General features: G+C 53.4%; 24 protein-coding genes. 13 read left to right on the top strand and 11 right to left on the bottom strand.

The window, feature by feature from the left end; genetic code table 11:
* The first annotated feature begins 4 nt into the window (after positions 1-4).
* The 3 genes from lpcA to ACFPMF_RS23090 all read left to right on the top strand — a co-directional run bounded on the left by lpcA (position 5) and on the right by ACFPMF_RS23090 (position 4,212).
* The gene (gene lpcA / locus ACFPMF_RS23100) at positions 5-583 is read left to right on the top strand and encodes a D-sedoheptulose 7-phosphate isomerase (RefSeq protein WP_379849546.1); all 579 of its coding nucleotides are present in this window, start codon (positions 5-7) and stop codon (positions 581-583) included.
* Between the two features lie 74 nt (positions 584-657).
* Positions 658-3,507: an AsmA family protein gene (locus ACFPMF_RS23095; RefSeq protein ID WP_379849544.1), complete on the top strand. Its 2,850-nt coding sequence runs from the start codon at positions 658-660 to the stop codon at positions 3,505-3,507.
* 195 nt (positions 3,508-3,702) lie between these two features.
* Entirely contained in the window at positions 3,703-4,212 is a 510-nt protein-coding gene (locus tag ACFPMF_RS23090; protein WP_379849542.1) for a cupin domain-containing protein, read from the top strand.
* 6 nt (positions 4,213-4,218) lie between these two features.
* On the opposite strand, the gene ACFPMF_RS23085 is transcribed toward ACFPMF_RS23090, so the two are convergent.
* The 5 genes from ACFPMF_RS23085 to rocD form a co-directional block, all read right to left on the bottom strand.
* Positions 4,219-5,274: a hypothetical protein gene (locus tag ACFPMF_RS23085; RefSeq protein ID WP_379849539.1), complete on the bottom strand. Its 1,056-nt coding sequence runs from the start codon at positions 5,272-5,274 to the stop codon at positions 4,219-4,221.
* Positions 5,249-5,818: a hypothetical protein gene (locus ACFPMF_RS23080; RefSeq protein ID WP_379849537.1), complete on the bottom strand. Its 570-nt coding sequence runs from the start codon at positions 5,816-5,818 to the stop codon at positions 5,249-5,251. The genes ACFPMF_RS23085 and ACFPMF_RS23080 overlap by 26 nt, the downstream gene beginning before the upstream one ends.
* A 106-nt stretch (positions 5,819-5,924) precedes the next feature.
* Positions 5,925-6,497: an RNA polymerase sigma factor gene (locus ACFPMF_RS23075; protein ID WP_379849535.1), complete on the bottom strand. Its 573-nt coding sequence runs from the start codon at positions 6,495-6,497 to the stop codon at positions 5,925-5,927.
* A 322-nt stretch (positions 6,498-6,819) separates the two neighbouring features.
* Positions 6,820-7,455 carry a peroxiredoxin gene (locus ACFPMF_RS23070; protein WP_379849533.1) on the bottom strand — a complete coding sequence of 212 codons (636 nt, stop codon included), beginning with the start codon at positions 7,453-7,455 and terminating at the stop codon, positions 6,820-6,822.
* 145 nt (positions 7,456-7,600) lie between these two features.
* Complete coding sequence (gene rocD, locus ACFPMF_RS23065; RefSeq protein ID WP_379849531.1) at positions 7,601-8,851, bottom strand: ornithine--oxo-acid transaminase; 1,251 nt, start codon at positions 8,849-8,851, stop codon at positions 7,601-7,603.
* A gap of 116 nt (positions 8,852-8,967) precedes the next feature.
* Between rocD and ACFPMF_RS23060 the strand changes: the two genes are divergently transcribed.
* The gene (locus tag ACFPMF_RS23060) at positions 8,968-9,147 is read left to right on the top strand and encodes a DUF5522 domain-containing protein (RefSeq protein WP_379849529.1); all 180 of its coding nucleotides are present in this window, start codon (positions 8,968-8,970) and stop codon (positions 9,145-9,147) included.
* A gap of 62 nt (positions 9,148-9,209) precedes the next feature.
* On the opposite strand, the gene ACFPMF_RS23055 is transcribed toward ACFPMF_RS23060, so the two are convergent.
* Complete coding sequence (locus ACFPMF_RS23055) at positions 9,210-9,452, bottom strand: hypothetical protein (protein WP_379849527.1); 243 nt, start codon at positions 9,450-9,452, stop codon at positions 9,210-9,212.
* An 824-nt stretch (positions 9,453-10,276) separates the two neighbouring features.
* On the opposite strand from ACFPMF_RS23055, the gene rpmB reads away from it, so the two are divergent.
* A complete protein-coding gene (gene rpmB / locus ACFPMF_RS23050; protein ID WP_379849525.1) occupies positions 10,277-10,516 on the top strand; it encodes a 50S ribosomal protein L28 in 240 nt (79 codons plus the stop codon).
* 98 nt (positions 10,517-10,614) lie between these two features.
* Here rpmB and ACFPMF_RS23045 read toward each other — a convergent pair whose 3' ends face one another.
* Positions 10,615-11,874, bottom strand: coding sequence for an aspartyl protease family protein (locus tag ACFPMF_RS23045; RefSeq protein ID WP_379849523.1), 1,260 nt, complete (start codon positions 11,872-11,874; stop codon positions 10,615-10,617).
* 234 nt (positions 11,875-12,108) lie between these two features.
* On the opposite strand from ACFPMF_RS23045, the gene tpiA reads away from it, so the two are divergent.
* Positions 12,109-12,873 carry a triose-phosphate isomerase gene (gene tpiA, locus ACFPMF_RS23040; RefSeq protein WP_379849521.1) on the top strand — a complete coding sequence of 255 codons (765 nt, stop codon included), beginning with the start codon at positions 12,109-12,111 and terminating at the stop codon, positions 12,871-12,873.
* Positions 12,874-12,963: 90 nt separating this feature from the next.
* Here the strand turns inward: tpiA and ACFPMF_RS23035 are convergent, their stop codons facing one another.
* Complete coding sequence (locus tag ACFPMF_RS23035; protein WP_379849519.1) at positions 12,964-14,367, bottom strand: DUF5723 family protein; 1,404 nt, start codon at positions 14,365-14,367, stop codon at positions 12,964-12,966.
* A 7-nt stretch (positions 14,368-14,374) separates the two neighbouring features.
* Positions 14,375-16,291 (bottom strand): RecQ family ATP-dependent DNA helicase, encoded by a 1,917-nt coding sequence (locus tag ACFPMF_RS23030; RefSeq protein ID WP_379849517.1) that lies wholly within the window; start codon positions 16,289-16,291, stop codon positions 14,375-14,377.
* Between the two features lie 113 nt (positions 16,292-16,404).
* On the opposite strand from ACFPMF_RS23030, the gene msrB reads away from it, so the two are divergent.
* From msrB to ACFPMF_RS23000, 6 genes are all read left to right on the top strand, one after another.
* Positions 16,405-16,800, top strand: coding sequence for a peptide-methionine (R)-S-oxide reductase MsrB (msrB, locus tag ACFPMF_RS23025; protein WP_379849515.1), 396 nt, complete (start codon positions 16,405-16,407; stop codon positions 16,798-16,800).
* Positions 16,801-16,872: 72 nt separating this feature from the next.
* Positions 16,873-18,156 (top strand): D-alanyl-D-alanine carboxypeptidase/D-alanyl-D-alanine-endopeptidase, encoded by a 1,284-nt coding sequence (locus ACFPMF_RS23020; RefSeq protein WP_379849513.1) that lies wholly within the window; start codon positions 16,873-16,875, stop codon positions 18,154-18,156.
* 121 nt (positions 18,157-18,277) lie between these two features.
* The gene (locus tag ACFPMF_RS23015; RefSeq protein WP_379849511.1) at positions 18,278-18,751 is read left to right on the top strand and encodes a hypothetical protein; all 474 of its coding nucleotides are present in this window, start codon (positions 18,278-18,280) and stop codon (positions 18,749-18,751) included.
* 150 nt (positions 18,752-18,901) lie between these two features.
* Entirely contained in the window at positions 18,902-20,647 is a 1,746-nt protein-coding gene (locus ACFPMF_RS23010; protein ID WP_379849509.1) for a GMC oxidoreductase, read from the top strand.
* A 61-nt stretch (positions 20,648-20,708) separates the two neighbouring features.
* Positions 20,709-21,158 (top strand): four helix bundle protein, encoded by a 450-nt coding sequence (locus tag ACFPMF_RS23005; protein ID WP_379849507.1) that lies wholly within the window; start codon positions 20,709-20,711, stop codon positions 21,156-21,158.
* Positions 21,159-21,193: 35 nt separating this feature from the next.
* Positions 21,194-21,829, top strand: coding sequence for a gluconate 2-dehydrogenase subunit 3 family protein (locus tag ACFPMF_RS23000; RefSeq protein ID WP_379849505.1), 636 nt, complete (start codon positions 21,194-21,196; stop codon positions 21,827-21,829).
* A 39-nt stretch (positions 21,830-21,868) separates the two neighbouring features.
* On the opposite strand, the gene ACFPMF_RS22995 is transcribed toward ACFPMF_RS23000, so the two are convergent.
* Both ACFPMF_RS22995 and ACFPMF_RS22990 read right to left on the bottom strand, forming a co-directional pair.
* Entirely contained in the window at positions 21,869-22,318 is a 450-nt protein-coding gene (locus tag ACFPMF_RS22995; RefSeq protein ID WP_379849503.1) for a DUF1572 family protein, read from the bottom strand.
* 14 nt (positions 22,319-22,332) lie between these two features.
* Complete coding sequence (locus tag ACFPMF_RS22990) at positions 22,333-23,664, bottom strand: APC family permease (protein WP_379849501.1); 1,332 nt, start codon at positions 23,662-23,664, stop codon at positions 22,333-22,335.
* Positions 23,665-23,724: 60 nt separating this feature from the next.
* Between ACFPMF_RS22990 and crcB the strand changes: the two genes are divergently transcribed.
* Positions 23,725-24,102, top strand: coding sequence for a fluoride efflux transporter CrcB (gene crcB / locus ACFPMF_RS22985; protein ID WP_379849499.1), 378 nt, complete (start codon positions 23,725-23,727; stop codon positions 24,100-24,102).
* Positions 24,103-24,144: the final 42 nt, after the last annotated feature.

The following is a 24,144-nucleotide window of genomic DNA, read 5'->3' as shown; positions in this document are numbered from 1 at the left end:
CGTCATGCTTCAACAAACCATTCGTCAGGAACTGACCGAAGCCCGTTCGGTTCTTGATGCTTTTCTGAATGATCCGAACCAGCTTTCGGCCATTGAACAGGCCGCCCGGCTGATGGCGGATGCCCTGAAAACCGGTCGTAAAATTATTGCCTGCGGCAATGGCGGTTCCCACTGCGACGCCATGCATTTCGCCGAGGAACTGTCGGGCCGGTACCGCAACGACCGGCGGGCGCTGGCGGCCATCGCCATTTCCGATTCCAGCCACATCACCTGCGTTGGGAATGATTACGGCTACGAATTTGTGTTCTCGCGGTTTATTGAAGGCCTCGGGAACGAAGGGGATGTGTTGTTGGGCCTGAGCACCAGCGGCAATTCGGGCAATATCATTCGGGCCGTCGAAGCCGCCCGGCAGCGCGGCATGAAGGTGGTTTTGTTAACCGGGAAAGATGGGGGAAAACTGGCCAGCACTGCCGACGTGGAAATCCGGGTGCCCCATTTTGGCTATGCCGATCGCATCCAGGAAATCCATATTAAAGTCATTCATTTATTGATTCTTCTCATCGAAAAAGTGGTGATCGACTAACGGCCTTGTAGCGAAAAACTTCAAACTTTTTCGGCTTTTGTTTGTCCTATATAAATAGAAAACAAGCCATTAGCATGAAAAAGGCCGGAATCATCATCGCGTCCGTACTGGGGGTTTTGCTCCTGGCTGCCTGGATTGTGCCGATGTTTTTTCGGGATAAAATCGTCGCCCGGCTTCAGCAGGAAATCAAGAACCGGGTTAATGCGCAGGTCCGTTTCCGGCCCGAAAAAGTCGGCCTGTCGCTGCTACGCCACTTCCCCAATCTGACCTTACGAACCGATTCGCTCACCATAGTCGGCCTGCCGCCCTTTCGGGGCGACACCCTGCTCAGCGCCCGGTCGTTCGAAGTATCGGTTAATTTACTGAGTGCCTTTTCGGGTGATAAATTGACGCTAAAGGGTGTTTACCTCGAGGAGCCACGTATGCTGGTGAAAATCCTGCGCGATGGCCGGGCCAATTACGACATCTACAAAGCCGTCGAAAGCGACGAACCCGTTGAAGCCGACACCAGTCAGGCGGCTTTTACCGTCGATATCGACGAATGGGAAATCCGAAAGGGCCGGATTCGGTACGAGGACCTCAGTTTGCCGATGACGGTTTTGCTGCAAGCCGTCGATCATACCGGAAGCGGCAGTTTGTCGGAGGAAGTAGCCGATTTGGCGCTGAAGACCCAGGCCGAACGTCTCACGCTTGCGTATGACGGAACGGAATACCTGACCGATAAAAAACTGGATGCCGACATGCAGTTGCGGGCTGATTTTGCAAAGGCGGTTTACACATTTACCCAAAACCGGATCCGGCTCAACGATTTACCGCTCGAACTCAACGGCTCGATTGCCACCGGAACATCGGCCCCGGCCGATACGTCCATACGGTTTGATGTAACGTACCGCTCGCCCGGGGGCGATTTTAAAAACCTGCTTTCGTTGGTGCCGGGCGTGTATTCCAATCGGTTTCAGGACCTTGAAGCCGACGGAACGGTTCGGTTTGATGGCAAGGTAAACGGGGCGTATAATGGGCGGCAATTCCCGGCTTTTCTGCTTAATCTGGTGGTGAACAACGGGCGGTTTAAGTACCCGGATTTGCCATCGGCGGTGGAGCATATTGGCCTGGAAATGACCGTTAGCAACTCAACCGATCGGTTGGAGCAGACGGTTTTCAACCTGAAAAAACTGGTGGCGGATGTCGGCAAGAATCCCATTCGGGGCCGGGCGCTGGTGCGGGGGTTAATCCGTTCGGAAGTCGATGCGGATTTGTCGGCCCAGCTCAATCTGGCGGAAGTAGCGCAGTTAGTACCGATGGATAGCCTGATGCTGCGCGGACTGGCCGATTTGAGTGTCAAGGCCAAAGGGGTTTACGATAAAACTGCCAAAACGTTTCCGGTAGTCGATGGCCGGGTCCGGTTGCAGAACGGCTATGTCCGGTCGGTCGCGTTTCCGGAGCCGATCGAATCCATTAACGCCCTCGCAACGCTTACCAACCGGACGGGTCAGCTCGCCGATACGCGCCTGGATATTGGCAGCTTGCAGCTAAAACTGGCCGGCGATCCGTTTCGGGCCGATGGCTGGATACAGAATTTCGACGATTATACCTACAGCCTGGCTGCCCAGGGTCGTCTGAATCTGACCAGCCTGACCCGGATTTTCCCGATGGAAGGCACGACGCTCAGCGGATTAATCGATGCGGATCTGAAAACGCAGGGTCGGTTTTCGGATGTGAAGGCCAAACGGTACGACCAATTGCCGACCCGCGGAACGATGGCCATTACCAACCTGAACTATAAAGGAGCAGCGTTGCCGCAGGGGCTGACGCTGCAAACCGCCCGGTTCAATCTGTCTCCCGGAAAACTCGCGGTGCAACAGGCGCAGGGCACCTTGGGAACGAGCGAATTTACCGCCGACGGTTTTCTGACGGATTATCTTCCGTTTCTGCTGGGCGACAATCAGCCGCTGGACGGTTTGCTGACGGTGCGGGCCAACCGCCTGAACCTCAACGAGTGGATGAGCGATGAGCCGCAGGCCAAAACCGCCCAGCCGTCGGTGCTGGAACTGCCCAAAAACATTCATTTTGTCGTGAATGCCAGCGTCGATCAGGCGGTTTATGATAAGATGCCACTGAATGCGCTGAACGGCCAGCTCGAAGTAGTGGCTGGAACGCTGCGCATGAAACAGCTGACGTTCCGTTCATTGGGCGGGCAATTTGTAACCAATGGAACCTACGACCCGACGAATCCGGCCAAACCCGGGTTTGCGTTTGATGTCACCATTGCCAATGCCGACGTTTCGCAGGCGTACCGCCATCTGACCCTGGCCCGGGTGGTGTTTCCGCTGGCGCAATACGTAGTCGGGCGGTTTTCGAGCCGGTTTGCCGTCAACGGGCGACTGGAACCCGACATGAGGCCTGATCTGAACAGTTTGACCGGCAATGGGCTGGTGGAAATCATTCGGGCCACGATGAAGAATAACCCGGTGCTGGAGCGGATTTTTGAAAAAACGAAACTGGCCGATCTCCGTAGTCCGAATTTCAAGGATTTGCTGATGAAAGTGGAGGTAAAAAACGGGTTTGTGTCGATAAAGCCCTTCGATGTCAAAATCAATGACAATATTGTAAACGTATCCGGTTCCAATTCACTGGAAGGCGATTTGAAGTATACCTTGAAACTGGACGTGCCGACCGGACCGGCCGGGGTTCAGTTTGCCCGTACGTTTTCGTCACTGACCGGGCAGTCGCCCGAAAATTTTGACCGCGCCCAACTGGATTTTGCCCTGAACGGAAATTATAAAAAACCGCACCTCCGGTTTTTGGGCGGCAACACGGTCAATCAGGTGCGGGATGCCGTGGTGAAACGGGCCAAAAATGATCTCAAAGAGCAGGGACTGAAACTGTTGCAAAAACTGGGGCGGTCGTCGAAGGATTCGACGTAAGGGCGGGTGTTTTCGTGAAAAACCGGGTTCCCGGAAACAGAGGACTGGTCGGAAGCGATAAGCGGGACGAAAGTTAGCCTGAATCGTGTATCTTCGTTTTTCTTTCAACGCGGCCTGGGCAGACGACTCGGATTCGGTTTTTCAACCGGTTGAAAGCCCGCGCTTATGGTCGAAATTCCTCGTGAAACCCCTTTTATGACCTTTCCTGCTCAATACTGGATTGACGCGTACCGGATGCAGGCCCATCCCGAGGGCGGTTATTTTGTTGAAACTTACCGGGCCGCCGAAACCATCCCGCAGAGCGCCCTGCCCAGTCGGTTTTCCGGCGACCGGAATTTCAGTACCGGCATTTATTTTCTGCTGGAAAATCACCATTTCTCGGCGTTGCACCGGATTCAGGCCGACGAACTCTGGCATTTCTACGCGGGCGGACCGTTGCAGGTGTACGTAATACACCCCGACGGGCGGCTGGAAATCATCCGGCTGGGCCGTAATCCGGCAGAAGGGGAGGTGTTTCAGGCCGTGGTGCCGGCGGGGTGCTGGTTTGGCTCGAAACCTGCTCCCGAAACCGCCTATTCACTCGTCGGCTGTACCGTGGCCCCCGGTTTTGATTTCGCCGACTTTGAACTGGCCGATCGGGCCAGGCTATGGGCGCAGTATCCGCAGCACCGCGACGTAATCGAATTACTGACACCGGAATCGTAAGGGCGGTTATTGAAACTTCACATCGCCGAACTTCGAAACCACCCGGACGCGGGTGGCGGTGCCTTTGCCTACTTTGCCGCTGTACTGTTTCGTCAGTTTAGGCCCCCGGCTGTCGTCTTCGGGTTGAGCGTTGATCATAATCCGGCCGTCGTTCGGGTATTTGAAACCGCCGTAGCTGACCGTCACGTCGAAATTGTAATCGTTGGCGTTGGCCATCGGCAGGACCACCGATGAGTAGTTGGCCTGAATATCGATGTTATTAACCGATTTATTCAGTTGGTCGATTTTGAAACCGCCCGAAAAATCCAGCTTGACGTTGCACGATTCTTTCACGGTTCCGATTTTGGCGCCTGAATAACCAATTTTCCCGTCGAGCCGACTCACTTCGCCGATCCAGAGGCCGCCAAACTGGTTGTTCAGGTTGATGTTGTTGGCTTTTTCCAGTTGCAGTTTGGCGTACTGAATGTTCAGCTTGCCGTTTTCCATCGTCTGAATGTCGGCTTTGCCAAACCGGACGTCCAGATCCACCTGACTGCCGTTCAATTCCGTGGTCGAGAAATTGCCGTATTGCTGGTTGATGGTCAGCGGGGCGCTGAAGGTCGGAATGTTGGTGTTGCCGAACGAATTTTTAACGGTCAGCGGGTTAGTTTTCGGCATCGAAATCTGGTAATCGATCTGAACGCCGTTCTTTTCGCCGTCTTTGTTGCGGTTCATGACCCAGTTGCCCGTATTACCGCTTTTGTCAATAATGGTTTTGAGGATAATCTGATCGCCGGTGCGTCGTTCACTGATTTCGACGGCCTCCAGGTATTTCTGGACCCGTTCTTCGGAGCTGGACGTAGCCCTGATGGTAATATCCACCCGGATTTCATCCCGGTTCCAGAGATTAATGGTGACGTTGCCAAACTGGTTTTCAATCATCAAATGGTCTTTGGCCGTTACATCGTATACTTTCACAATGGTTTTCTTCCGCTCGCTCATCGCACTATTGTCGGCCCGCACAAAGCCGATCGACAAGGCGCTTACCAGCAGGAAGTTAAGCAGGATTATTATTCGGTTCATGGTTTTGTTGCTTGATACGTTGGATAATCATCAACTGCTGATTCAGCAAGTCGATCTGGGTTTTCAGGTTCTCGACCATCGCCTGAATCATCATTTCCTGATTGGGCGTTTTGGGAAGTTCCTGCTTTAAGTTCTGGTAGGTTTTTTCCAGCCGGTCCAGATCAGCCGCAAACTGATGGTACAGCGCCGGATCACTTTCCAGAACGGTTTTTAACTCCGTCCGTTTGCCCTCAATCAAACGGGTGTATTGTTGTACGGTACGGGCATAGCTTGGGTTGAAAGCGACCACTTCGGGCTGCTTGGTTACGCCGTACTGCTGATTGAAATACCAGAAACCGCCTAGACCGAGAATCAGTGCAATGGATGCGGCCATTTGCCAGACCATTCGGCGTCCCGATCCGATTGAGCTGTTCAGCCCAAACCATAACGGACGTTCTTTGTGTCCGAGCTCTTTCTCCAACCCTTTCCACAAATCCGCTCTGGGCTCAAATACATCGAAATCTTCCCGGTTGTCCCGGACAAATCGTTCTAATCGGTCTTTCATCATTTTAATGAGCGAATGAGTGAGTGAGCGAATGAGTGAATAACAAGGCCAATAATCGATTTACTGCAGAGCTATTCGCTCATTTACTCAATCACTCATTTACAATTTATTTTAACATCTCCAATAAGCGTTTCTTGGCACGCATGTACTGTGTCCGTGAAGTGGTTTCGCTGATGCCCAGCACGGATCCGATTTCCTCATGATCATAGCCTTCGAACAAATACAGCGATAAAACAACCCGGTAGCCCTCCGGAAGGTCCTGCATGGCCCGACGAACCCGGTCTACTTCCAGTTGGATACCGTCTTCGTCGAACGGTTCGGTATCAGCCACATCCAAACCGTCATCTTCTCCCAGGCGCTGCGATTCCAGATCGATCCACTGAATGCCTCCCCGGCTTTTGCGGCTTCGGAGGTGATTGATGGCCCGGTTAACAACGATTTGCTTCAGCCAGGCGCCAAACGTCGATTGATTCCGGAACGAATGCAGGTTGTTGAAGGCGTCCAGGAAAGCTTCCTGCAATACATCCTCGGCCTCACCCATATGGTTGAGAATACGCATGCAAACGTTAAACATGGCTTTTGAATAGTGCTTGTACAGTTCGTACTGAGCACGTCGTTCACCTTGTTTACATCTTTCTACGAGTTCGACATGTCGATCTATATACAACTTTGTTTCCAAGCGGACTGAGGAATCGGATGCGGCTGATTTTCTTCTCAATGACACGGCGTTGTAAGGCAGCGTTGCACAAGTTATTATTTTTTTTCGGGCGCTTGTACTAAAACCCATTCCCGCTCCGTTTTGCAAACTTTCATATGAAGGCTTCGGGGTTGTGTATGCCGGTTATTCGTCCAAAAACAGACCCTTTGCGTAGCGGTTTGGGCACAAGCTGGAAAGAGAAAAGGTAGCGCCGGTTTTTTACGAAAAAGCCCCAATGCCGACCAGGGGTCAACTTCGGGGCTTTGGGTACAGACATCCGGGACGCGGAAGGCTCCTGCCGGTCTTATTTGTTCGGCTGGGGCGTGGTCCGCAGATACGGTTTTACAATGTTGACGCCTTTCGGGAATTTCTTGATGGCGTCTTCCGTGCTCACTGCCGGAACCACGATGCAGTCGTCGCCTTCCTGCCAGTCGGCGGGGGTAGCCACCTGGTAGTTGGCCGTCAGTTGCAGCGAGTCGATCACCCGTAGGATTTCATGGAAATTCCGCCCCGTCGAAGCCGGGTAGGTCAGTGTCAGTTTGATTTTTTTGTCAGGACCGATGATAAACACCGAACGAACCGTTGCTTTTTCGGACGCATTCGGGTGGATCATATCGTAAAGCTCGGCCACTGTCCGGTCCGGATCGGCGATCAGGGGGAAGTTGACGGTTGTGTTCTGGGTTTCATTAATGTCTTTCACCCATTCTTTGTGTGAATCGAGTGGATCGACGCTAACAGCCACGACCTTTACCCCGCGTTTTTCAAACTCATCTTTCAGGGATGCCGTGCGGCCCAGTTCGGTCGTACAAACCGGGGTAAAATCGGCGGGGTGGGAAAAAATCATGCCCCAGGAGTTGCCGAGCCATTCGTGGAAGTGGATAGTGCCCTCGGTGGTTTCAGCCGTGAAATCCGGGGCGATGTCACCTAATCGGAGTGCCATGATCGGGTTGGTTTAGTAAAATAGTGATAGAAATCGTAAGTGGTTTTCACCAGCGGCAAAAGTGGCAGATTCTTTCTGATTAGCCTATCAAAAATCACCCAAAGCCTATCAAAATTCGCTCAACCAGGCCAGGTTTCCCTGTTTTTCAGGCAAATTCCAGGATCGTTTGCTCAATCAGGTCGCAGGCTTCGTGCATTTGTTCTTCGGTAATCACCAGGGGCGGAGCAAACCGGATTTTATCGCCGTGGGTGGGTTTGCACAACAGCCCACGGTCTTTCAGGCGCAGGCAAAGCTCCCAAGAGGTTTTGTCGCCGTAGGAGGGATGTTCGCCAATAAGTACCGCATTCAACAACCCTTTTCCGCGCACCAGCTTGACCAGGTCGGTTTTGTGTACCAATGCGTTCATGCGCTGTCGAAAAACGACCCCCATCGCTTCCGCGTTTTCGGCCAGCTTTTCTTCTTCGACTACCTGCAAAGCCGCCATCGTGACGGCACAGGCCAGTGGGTTGCCGCCGTAGGTCGAACCGTGTTCTCCCGGTTTAATGGTCAGCATCACCTCATCGTTCGCCAGCACCGCCGAAACCGGCATGGTTCCGCCAGACAGCGCCTTGCCCAGTACAAGCAGGTCCGGTTTAACACCTTCGTGGTCGCAGGCCAGCCGTTTGCCCGTTCGCCCGATGCCGGTCTGTACCTCGTCGGCAATGAACAGGACATTGTATTGTGTGCACAGTTCCCGCACGCCTTTCAGGTAGCCTTCATCCGGTACCACGACCCCCGCTTCGCCCTGAATCGGCTCGACCATAAAACCGGCAATGTGGGGGTCCTGCCGGAAAACCGCTTCGAGCGCTTCCAGATCATTATAAGGAACCAGCAGATAACCCGGCAGGAGCGGGCCGTAATCGTTGGTGCTCTCCGGATCGGTCGAGGACGAAATAGCCGCCAGGGTCCGGCCCCAGAAGTTGCCGGTGGCATATACGGTTTTGGCCTGATTCTGCGGAATGCCCTTCACTTTATAAGCCCACTTGCGGGTCAGCTTGAGGGCGGTTTCTCCGCCTTCGGCCCCCGAATTCATCATGAGGACTTTATTGTAGCCGAAATAATCGCAGAGGTATTTTTCACAAACCCCCAGTAAATCGGTATGAAACGCGCGAGACGTCAGGGTCAGCCGCTGGGCCTGTTCGATCAGCGCATTAATAATTCGGGGGTGGCAGTGTCCCTGGCTAACGGCGCTATAGGCCGACAGAAAATCAAAGTATTTGCGCCCTTCCACATCCCAGAGGAAAATGCCTTCTCCCCGATTCAGCACCACCGGGACCGGTTTGTAATTGTGAGCACCATAGTTCCATTCCAGATCAATGGCTTGCTGCGTCGCCGTTACCGAAGGTAGAGTTTCCATAAGCAAAAATTGGGAAGAAAGTGGGTAAAGTGCTGACCGGCGCGTATTTTTCGGCCAAACCGGATCGGGAAGCCAACCGCTGCAAAATTACAATTACTTGCTCAGTCCGACAAACCATGTCCGAATTGAATCCCAAAAAGCCCCGCGTGGAAGGGCTGGAAGATGAAGATTATTATTTCAACGAGCAGGGGTATCTGGTTTTCACGAAAACGTACCACCTTAAACGCGGGTATTGCTGTAAAAATGGCTGTAAACACTGCCCCTGGCGGGGCGTTAAACGAAGTAAGCGAAAATAGTCAGGAATGTTGTTCGATTAACTGCCGGTTTAAGGCTTCTTCAAAACGGTAATTTCGGGTTTCTAGAATCGAAGAACGAGTTGGTATTGCATTTCCAGGTCATGCATCCTCTCGGCGATGGGTGCTCCATCGAAGACGTCTACCGGCAAATCCGTGCGACCGCCCTGGTGATCGATCAGAAATGCATACTTCAGCTGATAGCCTTCGGAAACAAAATTGTTGAGGATTTCCATCAGCGTTTCAAGGTCTGTTTCGTAGTACTTGAAATGTTTATTTTCGCAGGAAACCATAAAGAATAGCCACATAAGCAGAAGAAAGAAAGGTCTAAGATATGTACGAATAGACTGGACTGAAGAATCAAATAAACCCGGCCTATTAGGCCGGGCGTGTAAACTCAATCGTCATAAGCCCATCCCAACAGGGGTGGGCTTCCTTATCATTTGCAACCCGGATGCCAGCAACTATTATATATATATCATTGTTCTGATTACTTATCGTAAATATCCTAAACTGATTAAATGGGAATGAGAATAATAAAGCGGAGTGGTAAGACGGTTATAAGTTGTTTATCATCATGGAGTAGGACATTTGTCTATTGAGCTGAGCAAGCAGCTTGGTGACTGGTCGACTACTAGGGTGTACATGGATTAGTTATATTTAATTTTTAAATTGTTATATTAATATAATATCCTTTAACGTAGGCTTTTAGAACTAGGGCCAATCCTATCTGGTAAACGTTTCTACACACTGTGAATTTTTTACCACAGGCTCAGTAAGGTATCAATCAGTCTTGAGATCTCCCTAGAAAGGGTGAGAAGAAAAGCACCGGAAAACCGGTGGTATGTTTGAGCTTAAGTTTTAAATTTTATAAATGATCACACGGGCAATGACTTGTCAGTTGGAAAGCGCGTCTTAACCGCAAACGGGCGTTTCTTTCGGAGAGTAGGAGTACAAGGTTTTTGAATAGTTAGTCGGTAGGCCCGTTGCCTTTGAGCCGGCCCTTTCTGTGGTTTTACCGAACGTATGAAATCCCTTTTTTAAGATAGTTTCTTAACTTTTAAGTCTTTAAGGTTGTATTACTGGCAATTATTTACCAACTTTGCGGGCTCATTCAGAAAAAAGTATTGTCATGGCACGAGTTTGTCAAATTACTGGGAAACGGACGCGGGTTGGTAACAACGTATCACACGCAAACAATAGAACCAAGCGGAAGTTTTTTCCCAACTTACAGAAGAAGCGCTTCTTCCTGGAGTCGCAGGGAGCATGGGTTACGCTGAAGGTTGCTACTTCGGCCATGCGGACGATCAACAAAAAAGGTCTCGAAGCCGTTTTGAAAGAGGCTCACCAGAAAGGCACACTGACGGTTTAACCGATCGCGCACCGACTGGGGCGGTCCCTTACGAAATCAAAAGCGGAACCTCGCGGAATAAAATCTATCTATTCCGAGAGGTTCCGCTTTTGTGTGCGTTAAATCATGCGTTTCAGAGCGAATTGCGCCAAAACGATATTGCCGTTGCGCCGGACCAGAATGGTAATTTCCTTTCCCTCGCCTTTCTGCAACATTTTGTAGATATCGCTCACATTAAGATCACCGGCGGGCATGTTGTTGATAAACAGCACTTCGTCGCCATCTTTCAGTCCTGACAGGCTCGCCGGGGAATTGTCGATGACTTTCTCGATGTAGTAATTCCGGAAATTAGCACCCCGGGCTTTCAGCTCCAGACCGCTCATGTCGTGCTCAAACGACTGTTTCAGAATGCGTTTGATGGGCTTGAGCACCATGTATTTATCCTGATAATGGAGTGTAACCCGAAACCGGCGCAGAATTTCGCAGCCCAGGTTGCCGTTGCGCTCGGTCGCAAATTCGGCAAGTTTTAACCCGAACGAGGTGCTATCCGGAAACGAAGCCACTACATTGTCCATTTCGAAATTACCAAGACGGATTTTCTCGATCCGGCCCAGACTCCCGTTGATCACCCCGCTCAGCCCCCGGCCCAACTGCGCCCGGATTAGTTTGTCGGGTAACCGGATATCGTCGCCGTTGGTGCGGTTAATCAGTAAGGCGTGGCCCGCGCCCGTGTCGATTACAACCCGGATGGGCAAGGTTTTGCCGCCTTCGAGCAAGGCCATCACGTCCGTATACGGTTTGGTATCCTGAATGGCAATGGGGTAACGCGGCCCGTGCGACCGGCGATACCGATAATTTTTAGGGTTGTTGAGAATCAGTTCCCGGCGCTGAAAATCAATCGTTACGACGAAATTGCTGAAAACGTCATAGCCAAAAATCCCGTGAATCGGCACGCCAACGTATTCGGATAAACGCAGGATATCATCGTCCAGAACGACAATGTTCTGGTGATTGGCCTGCATGTTTCCCATTTTCAGGAGATTATCGATGGCAACGGAGGCCATCAGCTGACCGCCTTCACCCGCGCCGGTGAGCTTCACTTTCCGGGTAAAACGCAGCGGTTGCCGCCGGACAGCCGCCGGATCGGTAATAATCACCGAACTGACGCCGGTGTCCAGAATAAAGTGCAGGGTGTCCGAATTGTTGATTCGAACCGGTACGATAATCAGATTTGAGTGGAGCTGAAAAGGGATTCGGGCCTGCTTCCGGTTATTGGCAATGAAATAACCGTATTTCTCTGCATTGTTCTGCTCGTCATTGCCTGCCAGGCCCCCCTGCCAACAGAGCAACATTCCGAAGAATATAACAAACAGTTTCATGATGTTTATTGTGAAGCCGTAGGAAAGTTACAACAAATTTGTCTAATAACACAATTTTTTTGGGATCGTTACCTGACAAGCCGGATAGATTTTTTTTCAATGAAAAATGCTGTTGAAAAACCGCTAATTTCGCCCCCACGAGTGGAGGAACAAAAAAGTACAGGCGAAGGTTTGAAAGCCCCGGTTTTTGTATCCAATTCGTAATCAGGGTTTAAAATCATAAATTAATTGCCAATGCGGAAGAAAATTGTTGCCGGAAACTGGAAAATGAACAAGACGCTCGACGAGGCTGTCGCGCTGGTGTCGGAAGTGTCCAATATGATCAAAGATGAGGTGACCAGCGATGTACAGGTGGTTCTGTGTACGCCCTCCCTTTATCTGACCACTCTCAAACCGTATCTGGAAGGTCAGACGCGGATTGCACTGGGCGCACAAAACTGCCACGAAAAGGCTTCCGGCGCTTATACGGGCGAAATTTCGGCCCCCATGCTGAAGTCTATCGGGATTTCCTACGTTATTCTGGGGCACAGCGAACGGCGCCAGTATTTTGGCGAAACCAACGCCCAACTGGCCGAGAAAGTAAACATTGCCCTGGCCAACGGCCTGACGCCGATTTTCTGCTGCGGGGAATCGCTGGAGCAGCGGCAGAACGAAATACACCTGGATTTTGTGCGGACGCAGCTGACCGAAGGGCTGTTCCACCTGTCGCCTGAGCAGTTCGCCAACATCGTGATTGCCTACGAACCCATCTGGGCCATTGGTACGGGCCTGACGGCAACTTCGGATCAGGCGCAGGAAATGCACGAAATCCTGCGGAAACACATTGCCAGCCACTACGGCGCGGAAGTGGCCGATAACACCACGATTCTGTACGGCGGAAGCGCCAACGAAAAAAATGCCGCCGAACTCTTCGCCCAGCCGGACGTCGATGGCGGTCTAATCGGTGGAGCCTCCCTCAAATCCCGCGAATTCACCACCGTTGTGAAAGCGAACAAATAGAGTGATGAGTTAAGAATTAAGAGTGATGAGTTTAATGCTTCGCAAAATATGAATGCGTCAGCCAACTCATCACTCTTAATTCTTAACTCATCACTCCTTTTTTCTCCATTTCCAGACGGAAAAGCCGATCCAGGCGAGGGAGCTGCGGTTGTCACCTTTTTTACTGAAAATCCGGCCCATGTCGCTGAAACCGAGCGTGATCGGACCGAGCCGGGTCGACATGCCAACGGCTACGCGGCTATCGGGGCCGAGGATCGAAACCGGTAACCCAAATTCAACATCTTCATCTTCAAACCGGGGTGTAACGATGAACATATTCGGCATCCGAACGGTGCCGCCGGAAGTTAGGTTATTCATCGATAAACCATTAACGTAGAAAGAAGGCGCGAGCCGGAGATCGGCTTCGAGGTGCAGCATCCGCGGCAGCGCTACTTTACCCGGTTTGTAATCCTGCGCCATGCCGTTCGACTGGGCCGTCAGGTAGTCGGTAGGGGCATTGCCGAATTTCTCCAGTTCTTCCTGGTCAAATGTCAACCGGCCACTACCGGTGACGGCTTGTCCCGTGGGGTAGTTGATGCTTCCGCCGTTCATCAAAGCCGCCGAAAGCCGGAGCCAGTAGGCGGGGCGTGGGTCTTTCATGGGCGTTTCGGAATTATACCCGCGCCCGGTCGTGCGTTTGCCGATTTCGTAGGTGGCACCAAGGTCATACCCCCACCCGCTGCCGTACGCGCTGGAGAAAACCGACCCCAGGCTGAAATCCGTGCGGGGCGTTGTCTGGCCCAGCGCATAGTCCAGATTCGTTAGGTCGAGCCTTTTTTCCGAGTCACCGTTGGTTTGCACAATCGCGTAATTTCCCCGGGCATTCAGGTAACTCAGTTGAGCCCCCACGATCCGGCGAACCGTGGCGCCGATTTTCAGCCGGTGCCATTTTCCGTCGAACACCTGTAAACCGTACGTCAGGCCAATTTCGCCGAAGCTGTTGTGGCCCAGCCCAACATCAAAGCCACCCGACGAGGGCTGTAGGTTTCGGTAAAAAAGCCGGTTCCGGTAGGCTTCCGTCAGGTTTTCGGGCAACGTCGACCCGTACAGATAACTGGTTAGCCGCGTGTGCAACGCAATCGTCTGGTTGCCATCGACATTGATCAGGAAGGACGGTCCCAGAATTTCGGAATAGGAGGTGGTTCTGGGGGCATTGGTGATCGAGCCCAGTGTTCGGAGCGGAAGGCTATTGCTTTTGCTGTAGGGGAGCTGGATGCTCTGGAAAAAGCCTTTTGAAATGTATTTGGTGTAGAGCGAATTGACCGACGACGTGCCGGTGACCGCAATGATCTGAAATTTATACCGCGTGCCGGCAATCGACGACGGATTCTGAAGCATCCGGTGAATACCGCCGTAGTTGCTGCTCACCAGCCCCGGCTGATACTGCGCCCAACCCGTAGAGGTAACGGCGCTCGTCAGAGCGGCCAGGAACAGGCGCGAAAGGTAGTCTTTCATAATCTATTTAGCGTTGATTCATTGTGGTTGTGTGCAAATTACCGGCGGCATCGATCCGTAACTGCTCGTCGGCCAGCATGTGCCGCAGCACCTCCGAAAGCCGGTCGGTCGTCACCTTCAGCAGATCGGCCAGCCGACGGGGAGCCAGTCCGTGGCCGTTGGTGGCATCGAGTTGCTGAATAATCTGTTGCCGGAGCCGGTCCGCATCGACCGGAGCCTGCTGCTGGCTCAGGCAGTGATCGCAAATGCCGCAGGCCTCCTTTGGTTCTTCCCCAAAATAGGCCTGGATCATCCGGGTCCGGCACTGAATCGGGTTTTGAACGTAGTCGATCATCGCCCGCACTTTCGCCAGATTGCGCTGTTTGCTCCGCTCCAGTTCCATCACGTTGATGGGCAGGTTCCGGGCGTCGAACCGGGGCGTCAGGAACGTCAGTTGCGGTTTGTCTTTCTGTTTTTCGTATAGCAGAATCGACCGCTGGGCCAACTGTTCCAGAAGCGCAAAAACCTCTTCTTCCGGCATCCGGGCGGCTTTGGCAATGGCGCTTTCGGAAACGCTGACGAAGGTCGTAAACAACTCGCCCCCGTATAGCCGCAACAACAGTTTCAGAAACCGGTCGTAATGCGGATTCATGACCTGAAACTCGTACAACGCCCGGTTATCGACGCTCAGCACCACTTTCGACGGGCTGAAATACCCCTCGCTGAGTTCGATGAATCCTTCCAGCTGCAACAGTTTCAGGGCGTAGTGCGTCTCCGTTACCGGTAACTGGAACGTCTGGCAAAACGCCGTCAGATCAAAATCAAAGTCAACCAGTTCGCCCCCGCCGACCGCGATATTGGCGTAGTTGGCAATGGCCTGATACACCCGTTTGAGCATCTCGACCGGCGGATATTGATGCACAATCCGTTGCTCGATGTCGCTCAGGTCTTTCTGGTTGTAGAGCAAAACCGCATAGGCTTTCTTCTCGTCGCGCCCCGCCCGTCCGGCTTCCTGGTAATAGGCTTCCAGGCTGTCGGGTACATCCAGGTGAACCACCGCCCGCACGTCGGGCTTGTCGATGCCCATGCCAAACGCATTCGTGGCAACGATGACCCGGACACGGTTATGAAGCCAGGCGTCCTGTTTATCAGATCGTTGCTTCGTCGTCAGGCCCGCGTGGTAATAGTCGGCGCGGATGCCCTGGTGGTGCAGCCACTCCGCCACTTCCTGCGTCTGGCGCCGGTTACGAACGTACACGATGGCCGAACCCGGAACGCCCTGCAATACCTTCAGCAGCCGGGCTTCTTTGTTTTCTTCGTAAAACGCGGAATACGATAAATTCTTGCGGGCGAACGTTTGCCGGAACACCTGCGGCTCGCGCATCTCCAGCTTTTCGACAATATCCCGCTGGACTTCGGGCGTGGCCGAAGCCGTCAGCGCGACCACCGGAACCGTGGGCAGCAACTTCCGAAATTCGGCAATTTGCAGGTAAGGAGGCCGAAAATCGTAACCCCAGGCCGAGATACAGTGGGCTTCGTCGATGGCCAGCAGCCCCACCTTCATCTGCTTGACCCGTTCGATCAGAATTTCCGTTTTGAGTCGTTCGGGCGATACGTAAAGAAACCGGACGTTGCCGTAAATGCAGTTATCGAGCGAGCGGTCGATTTCCCGCCAGTGCATTCCTGAATAAACCGCCACCGCCGGAATCCCGCGTCGGCGCAACTGCTCGACCTGGTCCTTCATCAAGGCAATTAGGGGCGTTATGACGATGCAAACCCCACCGATGGCCAGGGCCGGGAGTTGGAAACAAAGCGATTTTCCTCCGCCGGTGGGCAGCAAAACAAGCGTATCGCGCCGGTCGAGCACGGAGTGGATAATGTCCTCCTGCAAGGGCCGGAACGACTCGTACCCCCAGAATTGTTTCAGGATTTGGTGGATGGTCATACCAACTGTAAAGATAAATCAATCCGAAAATAGTTTATGTTTATACCGCAACTTTCGCCGGATGGCCTGAGCGGTTACCAGACAGCGGTTTTCTCACAATCAAACGGAATATCATGGTTACAAAAGTCATAAAAACCGACGAAGAATGGCGTCAGCAACTGACGCCGGAGCAGTACCGCGTGACGCGCCAGAAAGGCACCGAACGGGCGTTTACGGGCGAATACTGTGAGAGCCACGATCCGGGCGTTTACCAGTGCGTTGGCTGCGGCACCGACCTGTTTGAGTCCCGGCAAAAATTTGATTCCGGCACCGGCTGGCCGAGTTTTACCGAACCCATTGATCCGGAGTTGATTACGCTCGAAAATGATTACAGCCACGGCATGACGCGAATCGAGGTGTTGTGCGCGGTTTGCGAGGCCCACCTGGGCCACGTTTTCAACGACGGACCTCCGCCAACGGGGTTACGGTATTGCCTGAACTCGGTAGCTCTGAAGCTGAAATCGGCCTAAGACCAGAACGAAAACCGCCCGGATCGATCCGGGCGGTTTTCTGTTTTGTGGCAAAAAACCGTATTTTGGGAAATGAGATCCGCGGTCTATTCCCTCTGTTTGTTTGTCCTTTTCCTGAGCGGTTGCGCAACCTACCGCCCCATCCAGCGCCAGCTTCGCCAGAATCCCCAATTGATCGATCATGCCACCGGTTTTGCGTTGTATGACTGGGAAAAACAGAAGATGGTGGTGGAACATAATGCACATCAGTACTTTATACCGGCTTCCAATACCAAACTATTCAGTTTTTACGCCGGGCTGATGACGCTGGGCGACTCCATTCCGGCCCTGCGGTATGTGACCCGCAACGATTCGCTGATTTTCTGGGGAACCGGCGACCCGACGCTGCTTAATCCGAATTTACCAGACACTACGGTCGTGCGGTTTCTGCGTAAGCGGTCCGAACGGCTGGTTTTTTCGGCGGCCAATTACAGCGGAGAGCGGTTTGGCCCCGGCTGGGCCTGGGACGATTTTAACGACGATTATTCGGCCGAACTGGCCCCCCTGCCGCTCTACGGTAATTTTGTCCGCTTCACGTCGCCCGACCGCGTGGCCCGGCTGGACGTCGAACCCCGGTTTTTCCGGGACAGCCTGACGGCGGTTTCGCAGCGGAAATTTTCGCGAAATGTTCAGCGTAACGAAGGCAATAACCGCTTCGATCGGCCCGAAGCCGTGCGCCCGTTCCGGCAGGATATTCCGTTTCGGTGGTCGCCCGAACTGGCCGTCCGGTTGCTGGCCGACACACTCCACCGTCCCGTTTCCGTTGCCGATATCCGGTTTGATCGTTCCGCCAAAACACTCTACAGCCTGCCCGCCGATTCGCTCTATAAACGGATGCTGCAGGTCAGCGACAACACGCTGGCCGAACACCTGATGCTGTTGTGTTCGTCGGTGCAGGACACGGTCAACAGTGCCGTCGGGATTCAGGCGGTTTTGCAACAACACCTGGCCGATTTGCCCGATAAGCCGAGCTGGGTCGATGGGTCAGGGCTCTCGCGCTATAACCTGGTCAGCCCCCGGTCGATCATCGGGTTGTTGCAGAAAATTTACCGGAAAGTGCCACAGGAACGGCTGTTCAAACTGCTGGCCATCGGCGGTTCGGCGGGAACGATTCAGCGGCTGTACAAAACCGACCGGCCGTTTGTGTTTGCCAAGTCCGGTTCGATGACGGGCGTTTATAACCTGAGCGGCTACCTGATTACGAAAAAAGGGAAGCTTCTGTTGTTCAGTATGATGAACAATAATTTTGCCGGATCGGTGGCGGATATGCGCCATCGGACGGCGGTTTTTCTGACCGAAATCTACCAGCGGTATTGAGTTTGGCACTCCCAAAACCGGTTTTTTTACAAAAAATTGAGGGTTGACCCGTTGATAGCCATCGCTACAGCCGCTACTTTTGTAGCCTACATCGTAAGCACCGTAACTGATTATTGATCCCATGCCGGAGGAATTGACGCTTGATCAATTGCGCCAGAAAATTACCAGTGTTTCCGGTGCTGAACTCATCCGGTTGCAATCATTTCTGGAGAGTGAAATTCAGCGCCGACGCCAAATCCTGAGTGAAATTCCCGCCATTACGCTGGACCAGATTCCGTTGCGGGTGCAAACCCGGATGACGTTTTATTCGGTCGTTCGACGCCGGAAAATCTGCAACCTGGCCGAGGTGGGCCGCCTGAGCCTGATCGAAACCCTGGCGTTGCTGAAACCGGCGGATATGCAAAGCCTGAAAAGTCTGAATCAACGGGCCTATAACGAAGTGACCGGCGAACTGGCCCGACTCAATATTCCGCACGAATCCATTTCGCTCTGGGACGTAAAAATGGTTGATAACAAGCCGGTTATTGCCCTGCCAACCCGCATCGCAGACCTGCCGCATTCCTCCGTTAGCCGGGAACGCGCCGATCCGGTTTAGCGCCTGCCAGCCGTTCGGGTGCCTTGTTGATCCCGGGCCGATAGATAATGAAACCGCATCCAGTAGTTGATGCGGTTTTCTTGCTTTTTAGGGTATAATGGCCGGAATTTGTAGTATATTTCCGGTAAGCCTATTCCTAAACCTTTTCCAATGGACTTGTTTCAACTCAAAAAGCCTCCCGTGGTATACGATGCCGTTGTGGTCGGATCGGGTGCGGGGGGCGGCATGGCGGCTTATATGCTGACCAAAGCCGGTGCCAAGGTGCTGCTGCTCGAAGCCGGTGGCTATTTTGACCCTGCCGATCCGAAGTACATGACGCAACTCAAGTGGCCCTACGAATCGCCCCGGCGCGGGGCCAGCAGCACGCGGGCGGGGGGCGACTTCGATGCGGCCTGGGGTGGCTGGGAAATCGAAGGCGAACCGTATTCGTCCAAACCGGGGGGCGATTTCTTCTGGTTTCGTTCCCGGATGCTGGGCGGCCGGACCAACCACTGGGGCCGGATTTCGATGCGGTTCGGACCGGATGATTTCCGGCGCAAGACCCTTACCGGCATCGGCGACGACTGGCCTATCCAATACGAAGACCTGAAACCGTTCTACGACCGGGTGGATAAGCTGATTGGCGTCTTTGGCTCGGTTGAAAATCTCCACAATGAACCCGACGGTCATTTTCTGCCGCCCCCCAAACCGCGATTACACGAATTAATGCTTAAAAAAGCCGCTACCGGCATTGGGATTCCGGTGATTCCGTCGCGGCTTTCGATTCTGACGCAACCCATCAATAACGAGCGCGGACAGTGTTTTTACTGCCGTCAGTGCAACCGGGGCTGTTCGGCCTACGCCGATTTTTCGTCCTCTTCGGTGCTGTGCATTCCGGCGATGAAAACCGGCAACCTGACGCTGATCAACAACGCGATGGTGCGCGAAGTGCTGACGGACGCCAATACCGGTTTGGCCACGGGCGTTTCCTACGTTGATACGATCAGTTTGCAGGAAATTTCGGTGCGGGCGAAAACCGTCATTCTCGGAGCCAGCACCTGCGAATCGGCGCGACTGCTGCTGAACTCCAAATCGTCGCGCTTCCCGACCGGCCTGGCCAACTCCAGCGGGGTGGTGGGGAAATACCTGAATGATTCGACAGGGGCCTCCCGCTCCGGTTTTGTGCCCGCCCTGATGGACCGCAAACGCTACAACGAAGACGGTGTGGGCGGCATGCACGTCTTTACGCCCTGGTGGCTCGACAACAAAAAGCTCGATTTTCCGCGTGGGTACCATATCGAGTACGGCGGTGGCATGGGCATGCCCGGTTACGGCTTTGGCGGTGGCATCGAAAACCTGAACGGTAAAATTCCCGGTCGCGACGGCAAGATGAAACCGGCGGGAGGCTACGGGGCCGGTCTGAAAGATGATGTCCGGCGGTTTTATGGGGCCTACATCAGCATGTCGGGTCGGGGAGAACCGATTCCGCTGGAGAGTAACTACTGCGAAATTGACCCGAATACCGTTGATAAGTACGGGATTCCGACGTTGCGGTTCCACTACAAGTGGTCGGAGAATGAAATCAAACAGGCCAGGCACATGCAGGATACGTTCGAGGAAATCATCCACGCGATGGGGGGCATTCCGATGGGCAGCAAACCGGGCAAAGAGCAGAACTACGGACTGGCCGCGCCGGGCCGGATCATCCACGAAGTCGGCACCGTCCGGATGGGGAACGACCCGAAGACGTCGGCACTGAACAAGTACCAGCAGGCGCACGACGTCAAGAACCTGTTCGTGGTCGATGCCGCCCCCTTCGTTTCCCAGGGCGACAAAAACGTCACCTGGACCATTCTGGCCTCTTCCATGCGTACGTCGGAGTATTTGATCGATCAGGTGAAGCAGAAGAATATTTAATTGGTATACGGTTTTCAGTTTTCGGTATATGGTTTTTCGGAGCACTGTACTAATTCACAAAATGGCTAAGATCAATCGATTTGAGGATTTAGAAGTCTGGAAACTAGCTCGAAAACTAGCAGGAGATATCTTCTGGCTAAGTCAGGAAGGAAGCTTTTCAAAAGATTTTGAGCTGAAAAATCAGATAAACCGGGCTAGCGGTTCAATTATGGACAACATAGCTGAAGGCTTTGGACGAGCGAATCGGGCAGAGTTTATTGTATTTCTCGGCTATTCGAGCGGTTCAAGTACCGAAGTTAAATCGCAATTGTACCGCGCGTTGGATCGCAAGCATATTGAGCAGGAACAATTCAATTTGTTCTATTCAACTACTGACCGTATCGGCAAAATGCTTTTTGGTTTAATTCAGGCACTTAAGAAGTCTCCCGTACGTGGTTTAAAATATAAAGCCGCAGAAGACGAAGTGACCTATGACCTTAGGGAGGATGCTGATTTTAATACCGAAAACTGAAAACCGTGAACCGAATACCGTAAACCTTTAAAAACATGAAACGCAGAGATACGCTTAAAGCCCTATCCATTACGTCCCTGGGGTTGGCGGTGAACCCGGTGGAAGCGGCAGTGCCGGCGCCCCCCGAACCCAAACCCGCCATCAAGCTGCTGCCCGGGCGGCAGAAATTCGAAGCGGAGCGCGATCGGATGCTGCTGACGTCGGAAAAATTCTTCACCCCGGCAGAACTGCAAACCGTCACGCTCTTGAGCGACATCATCATTCCGGCGGATGCCCGGTCGGGGAGTGCGTCGCAGGCCGGTGTCCCGGCGTTCATCGATTTCATGATGCGCGACCAGCCCCGCAACCAGACACCTATGCGCGGAGGACTCCGCTGGCTCGACCGGAAATGCGTCAGCCGCTACGGAAACCCGTTTGCGAAATGCAGCCGGGAGCAGCAAATCGATCTGGTCGAGCAGATTGCCTATCCCGGCAAACAGGTGCCGTCTGACCTGACCCAGGGCGTGGCCTTCTTCACGATGATGCGCAATTTCGTCCTGGGCGGTTTTTACACCAGCAAAATGGGGATCGATGACCTCGGGTACGTCGGCAATACACCCAACAAATGGGACGGCGTGCCGGAAGACGTGCTGAAACAGTACGGTCTGAGCTACGATGAACCGAAGAAATAACGAATTCCATCCGGTTTTTCCGGATGGAGGGCGTCTCCGCTAGTGGGTGGTATCCAGTAACCGCCGGTGGTAATTGACCTGGCCGAGGTGATAGGTCAGGTGGGTGGTTAAGTGAATCAGGAAATATTCGGTTGTCGTTTTTTCGTCAAACACCAGCAACGGGTATTCGTCCTGTAGCTGGTCTTCGCTCACCTGCGCCAGCGACTGCCGGACCACTTCCAGCGTCTCGTCGATTTTCTGAAGTAACTCGCTCCGGGGCACATCCCGCAGGGAAAACTCCAGATCACGGTGCCGGACATAACCGGTATTTCCAAAAACCGCCCCGATGTAGGTGTTCAGATTTCCGACCAGATGCAGGCACAAGTTCCCCGCCGGATTGGCAATTTGCCCGTCGGTCACCCACAGGTTGGCTTCGTCCTGATACAGCTCGATTTCGTGGCGGAGCCGTTTCAGGTCGCGCACGAACAGCGATTGGATGGTTTTTAACATAGCATTGGTACCTTTTAGGAGCGATTCAAGCGTTTGACCAGCAAAAACAGCGGATAACTCAGAATGATGAACCCGACGGCGTAGGCACTGCTGGACGGGTCGCTGTAAATCACTCCCACCAGAAACGCCAGCGAAATAACCATCATCAGCCAGGTTGCGACCGGATACCCCCAGGCCCGGAACGGGCGCGGCAGTTCCGGGGCAATCTGCCGCAGACGGATCAGCGAAGCGAAAGCAGCCGCGTAGCAGAGGACAAAAAAGAACGCGGCCACATCGGATAATTTGCTGTAGGTGCCGGTCAGGATCATCAGAATGGACATTCCGGCGGTCAGGAACATGGCCGGGCTGGGGGTACCGCCGGTATTGACGCGGGTGAAGTAGCGGGCAAACAACCCGTCGCGGCTGATGGCGAACAAGACCCGCGGATTAAACATAATCTGGGCGTTGATGATCCCCATGATCGAAATCATCAGCAGGAGCGTCACTACTTTGGCGCTGGCCGGACCGAACAGCACCTGAATGGCGTCGGCGGCCGGAAGTTTGGATTGGGCCAGTTGCTCGATGGGCATTACGTAAAAGAGCGCCAGATTGACCAGCAGGTAAATACCGATGATCAGCAGAACGCCAATCATCATCGAACGCGGCAGGTTTTTGTTGGGATTGACGTCCTCTTCGGTAAAATAGGCCGCCGTATGCCAGCCGTCGTAGGTATAGAAAACCGACTGCAAAGCCGCCAGAATCCCAACAAACAGCGACCCGGCGATGGGAATGGTGTTGTCTCCCGAAAACGTCAGGGGTTTGTCGGGGGTATAGGCGAAACATACTACCACAAAAGCCAGTAGGCCCACGGCTTTGATCACGCTCATCACTTCCTGCGCCCGGCTGGCGAGCCGAACGCCAAACCAGTGGAAAACCGTAAAGGCGACCAGAATCCCAATCGCCATCAACCTGATATAGGCCGACCAGTCCGGCACCAGAAGGGCGATGTATTCACCCATCACCGCGGCCCCGAAAGCCATCGCGGAGATGCTGCCCAGCCAGCTACTGATGCCGATGAGAAACCCGAAATAATCGCCAAACGCCCGGCGTGCAAACACGTACCAGCCCCCGGCTTTTGGAATCATCGTACCCAGTTCGATCACCTGCAGCGAACCGACCAGCGCGTAAACACCCACCAGCACCCAGACCAGCAACGCCAGCGACGGCTGGCCCAATTCCTGCGCAATGGTACCCGGTCGGCGGAGAATGCCGGTGCCGATGGTTCCGCCAATGGTGACGGCAACGCCGAAACCGACGCCCAACAGGCGCAGGAGTTGAGAAGGGCGGTTTGTTTCGGTAGGTGTCATGCTACAATAATAGGCTTTTTGGTAAAAAACCGGCTATTTTTACAACCTGATTTGGCAGAAATGATAACGAATCCGTTTTGGCTGGTTTTTTTCGGGGGCGGTTTGGGAAGTGTCGCCCGGTACGGGGTTAGCCGTTATATCCAACCGTGGCTGAAAACCACATTTCCGGCTTCGACGCTGATCGTTAACGTGCTGGCCAGCCTGATTCTCGGGTTTCTGGTCGGCTGGCTGACTGCCCGGACGTCGGGGCGCGAAATGTACCGGCTGCTGATCGGCGTCGGTTTTTGTGGCGGTTTCAGCACCTTTTCAACCTTTAGTACTGATACCTTATTGTTGCTGCAAACCGGGCGCTGGCTGGCCGCAGCGTCTAATGTGGTGTTGAATGTCGTGTTGTGTTTACTGGCATCGCTGGCGGGTTTATACCTGGGACGTCCCTGATGCGCAAACCGGAATAATGGAATTTATTGGCAAAACCCTTAC

This window comes from Larkinella bovis (assembly GCF_042655385.1).
In the GTDB taxonomy this organism is placed as follows: Bacteria; Bacteroidota; Bacteroidia; order Cytophagales; family Spirosomataceae; genus Larkinella; species Larkinella bovis.
This window is presented reverse-complemented; position numbering and strand designations above follow the sequence as displayed.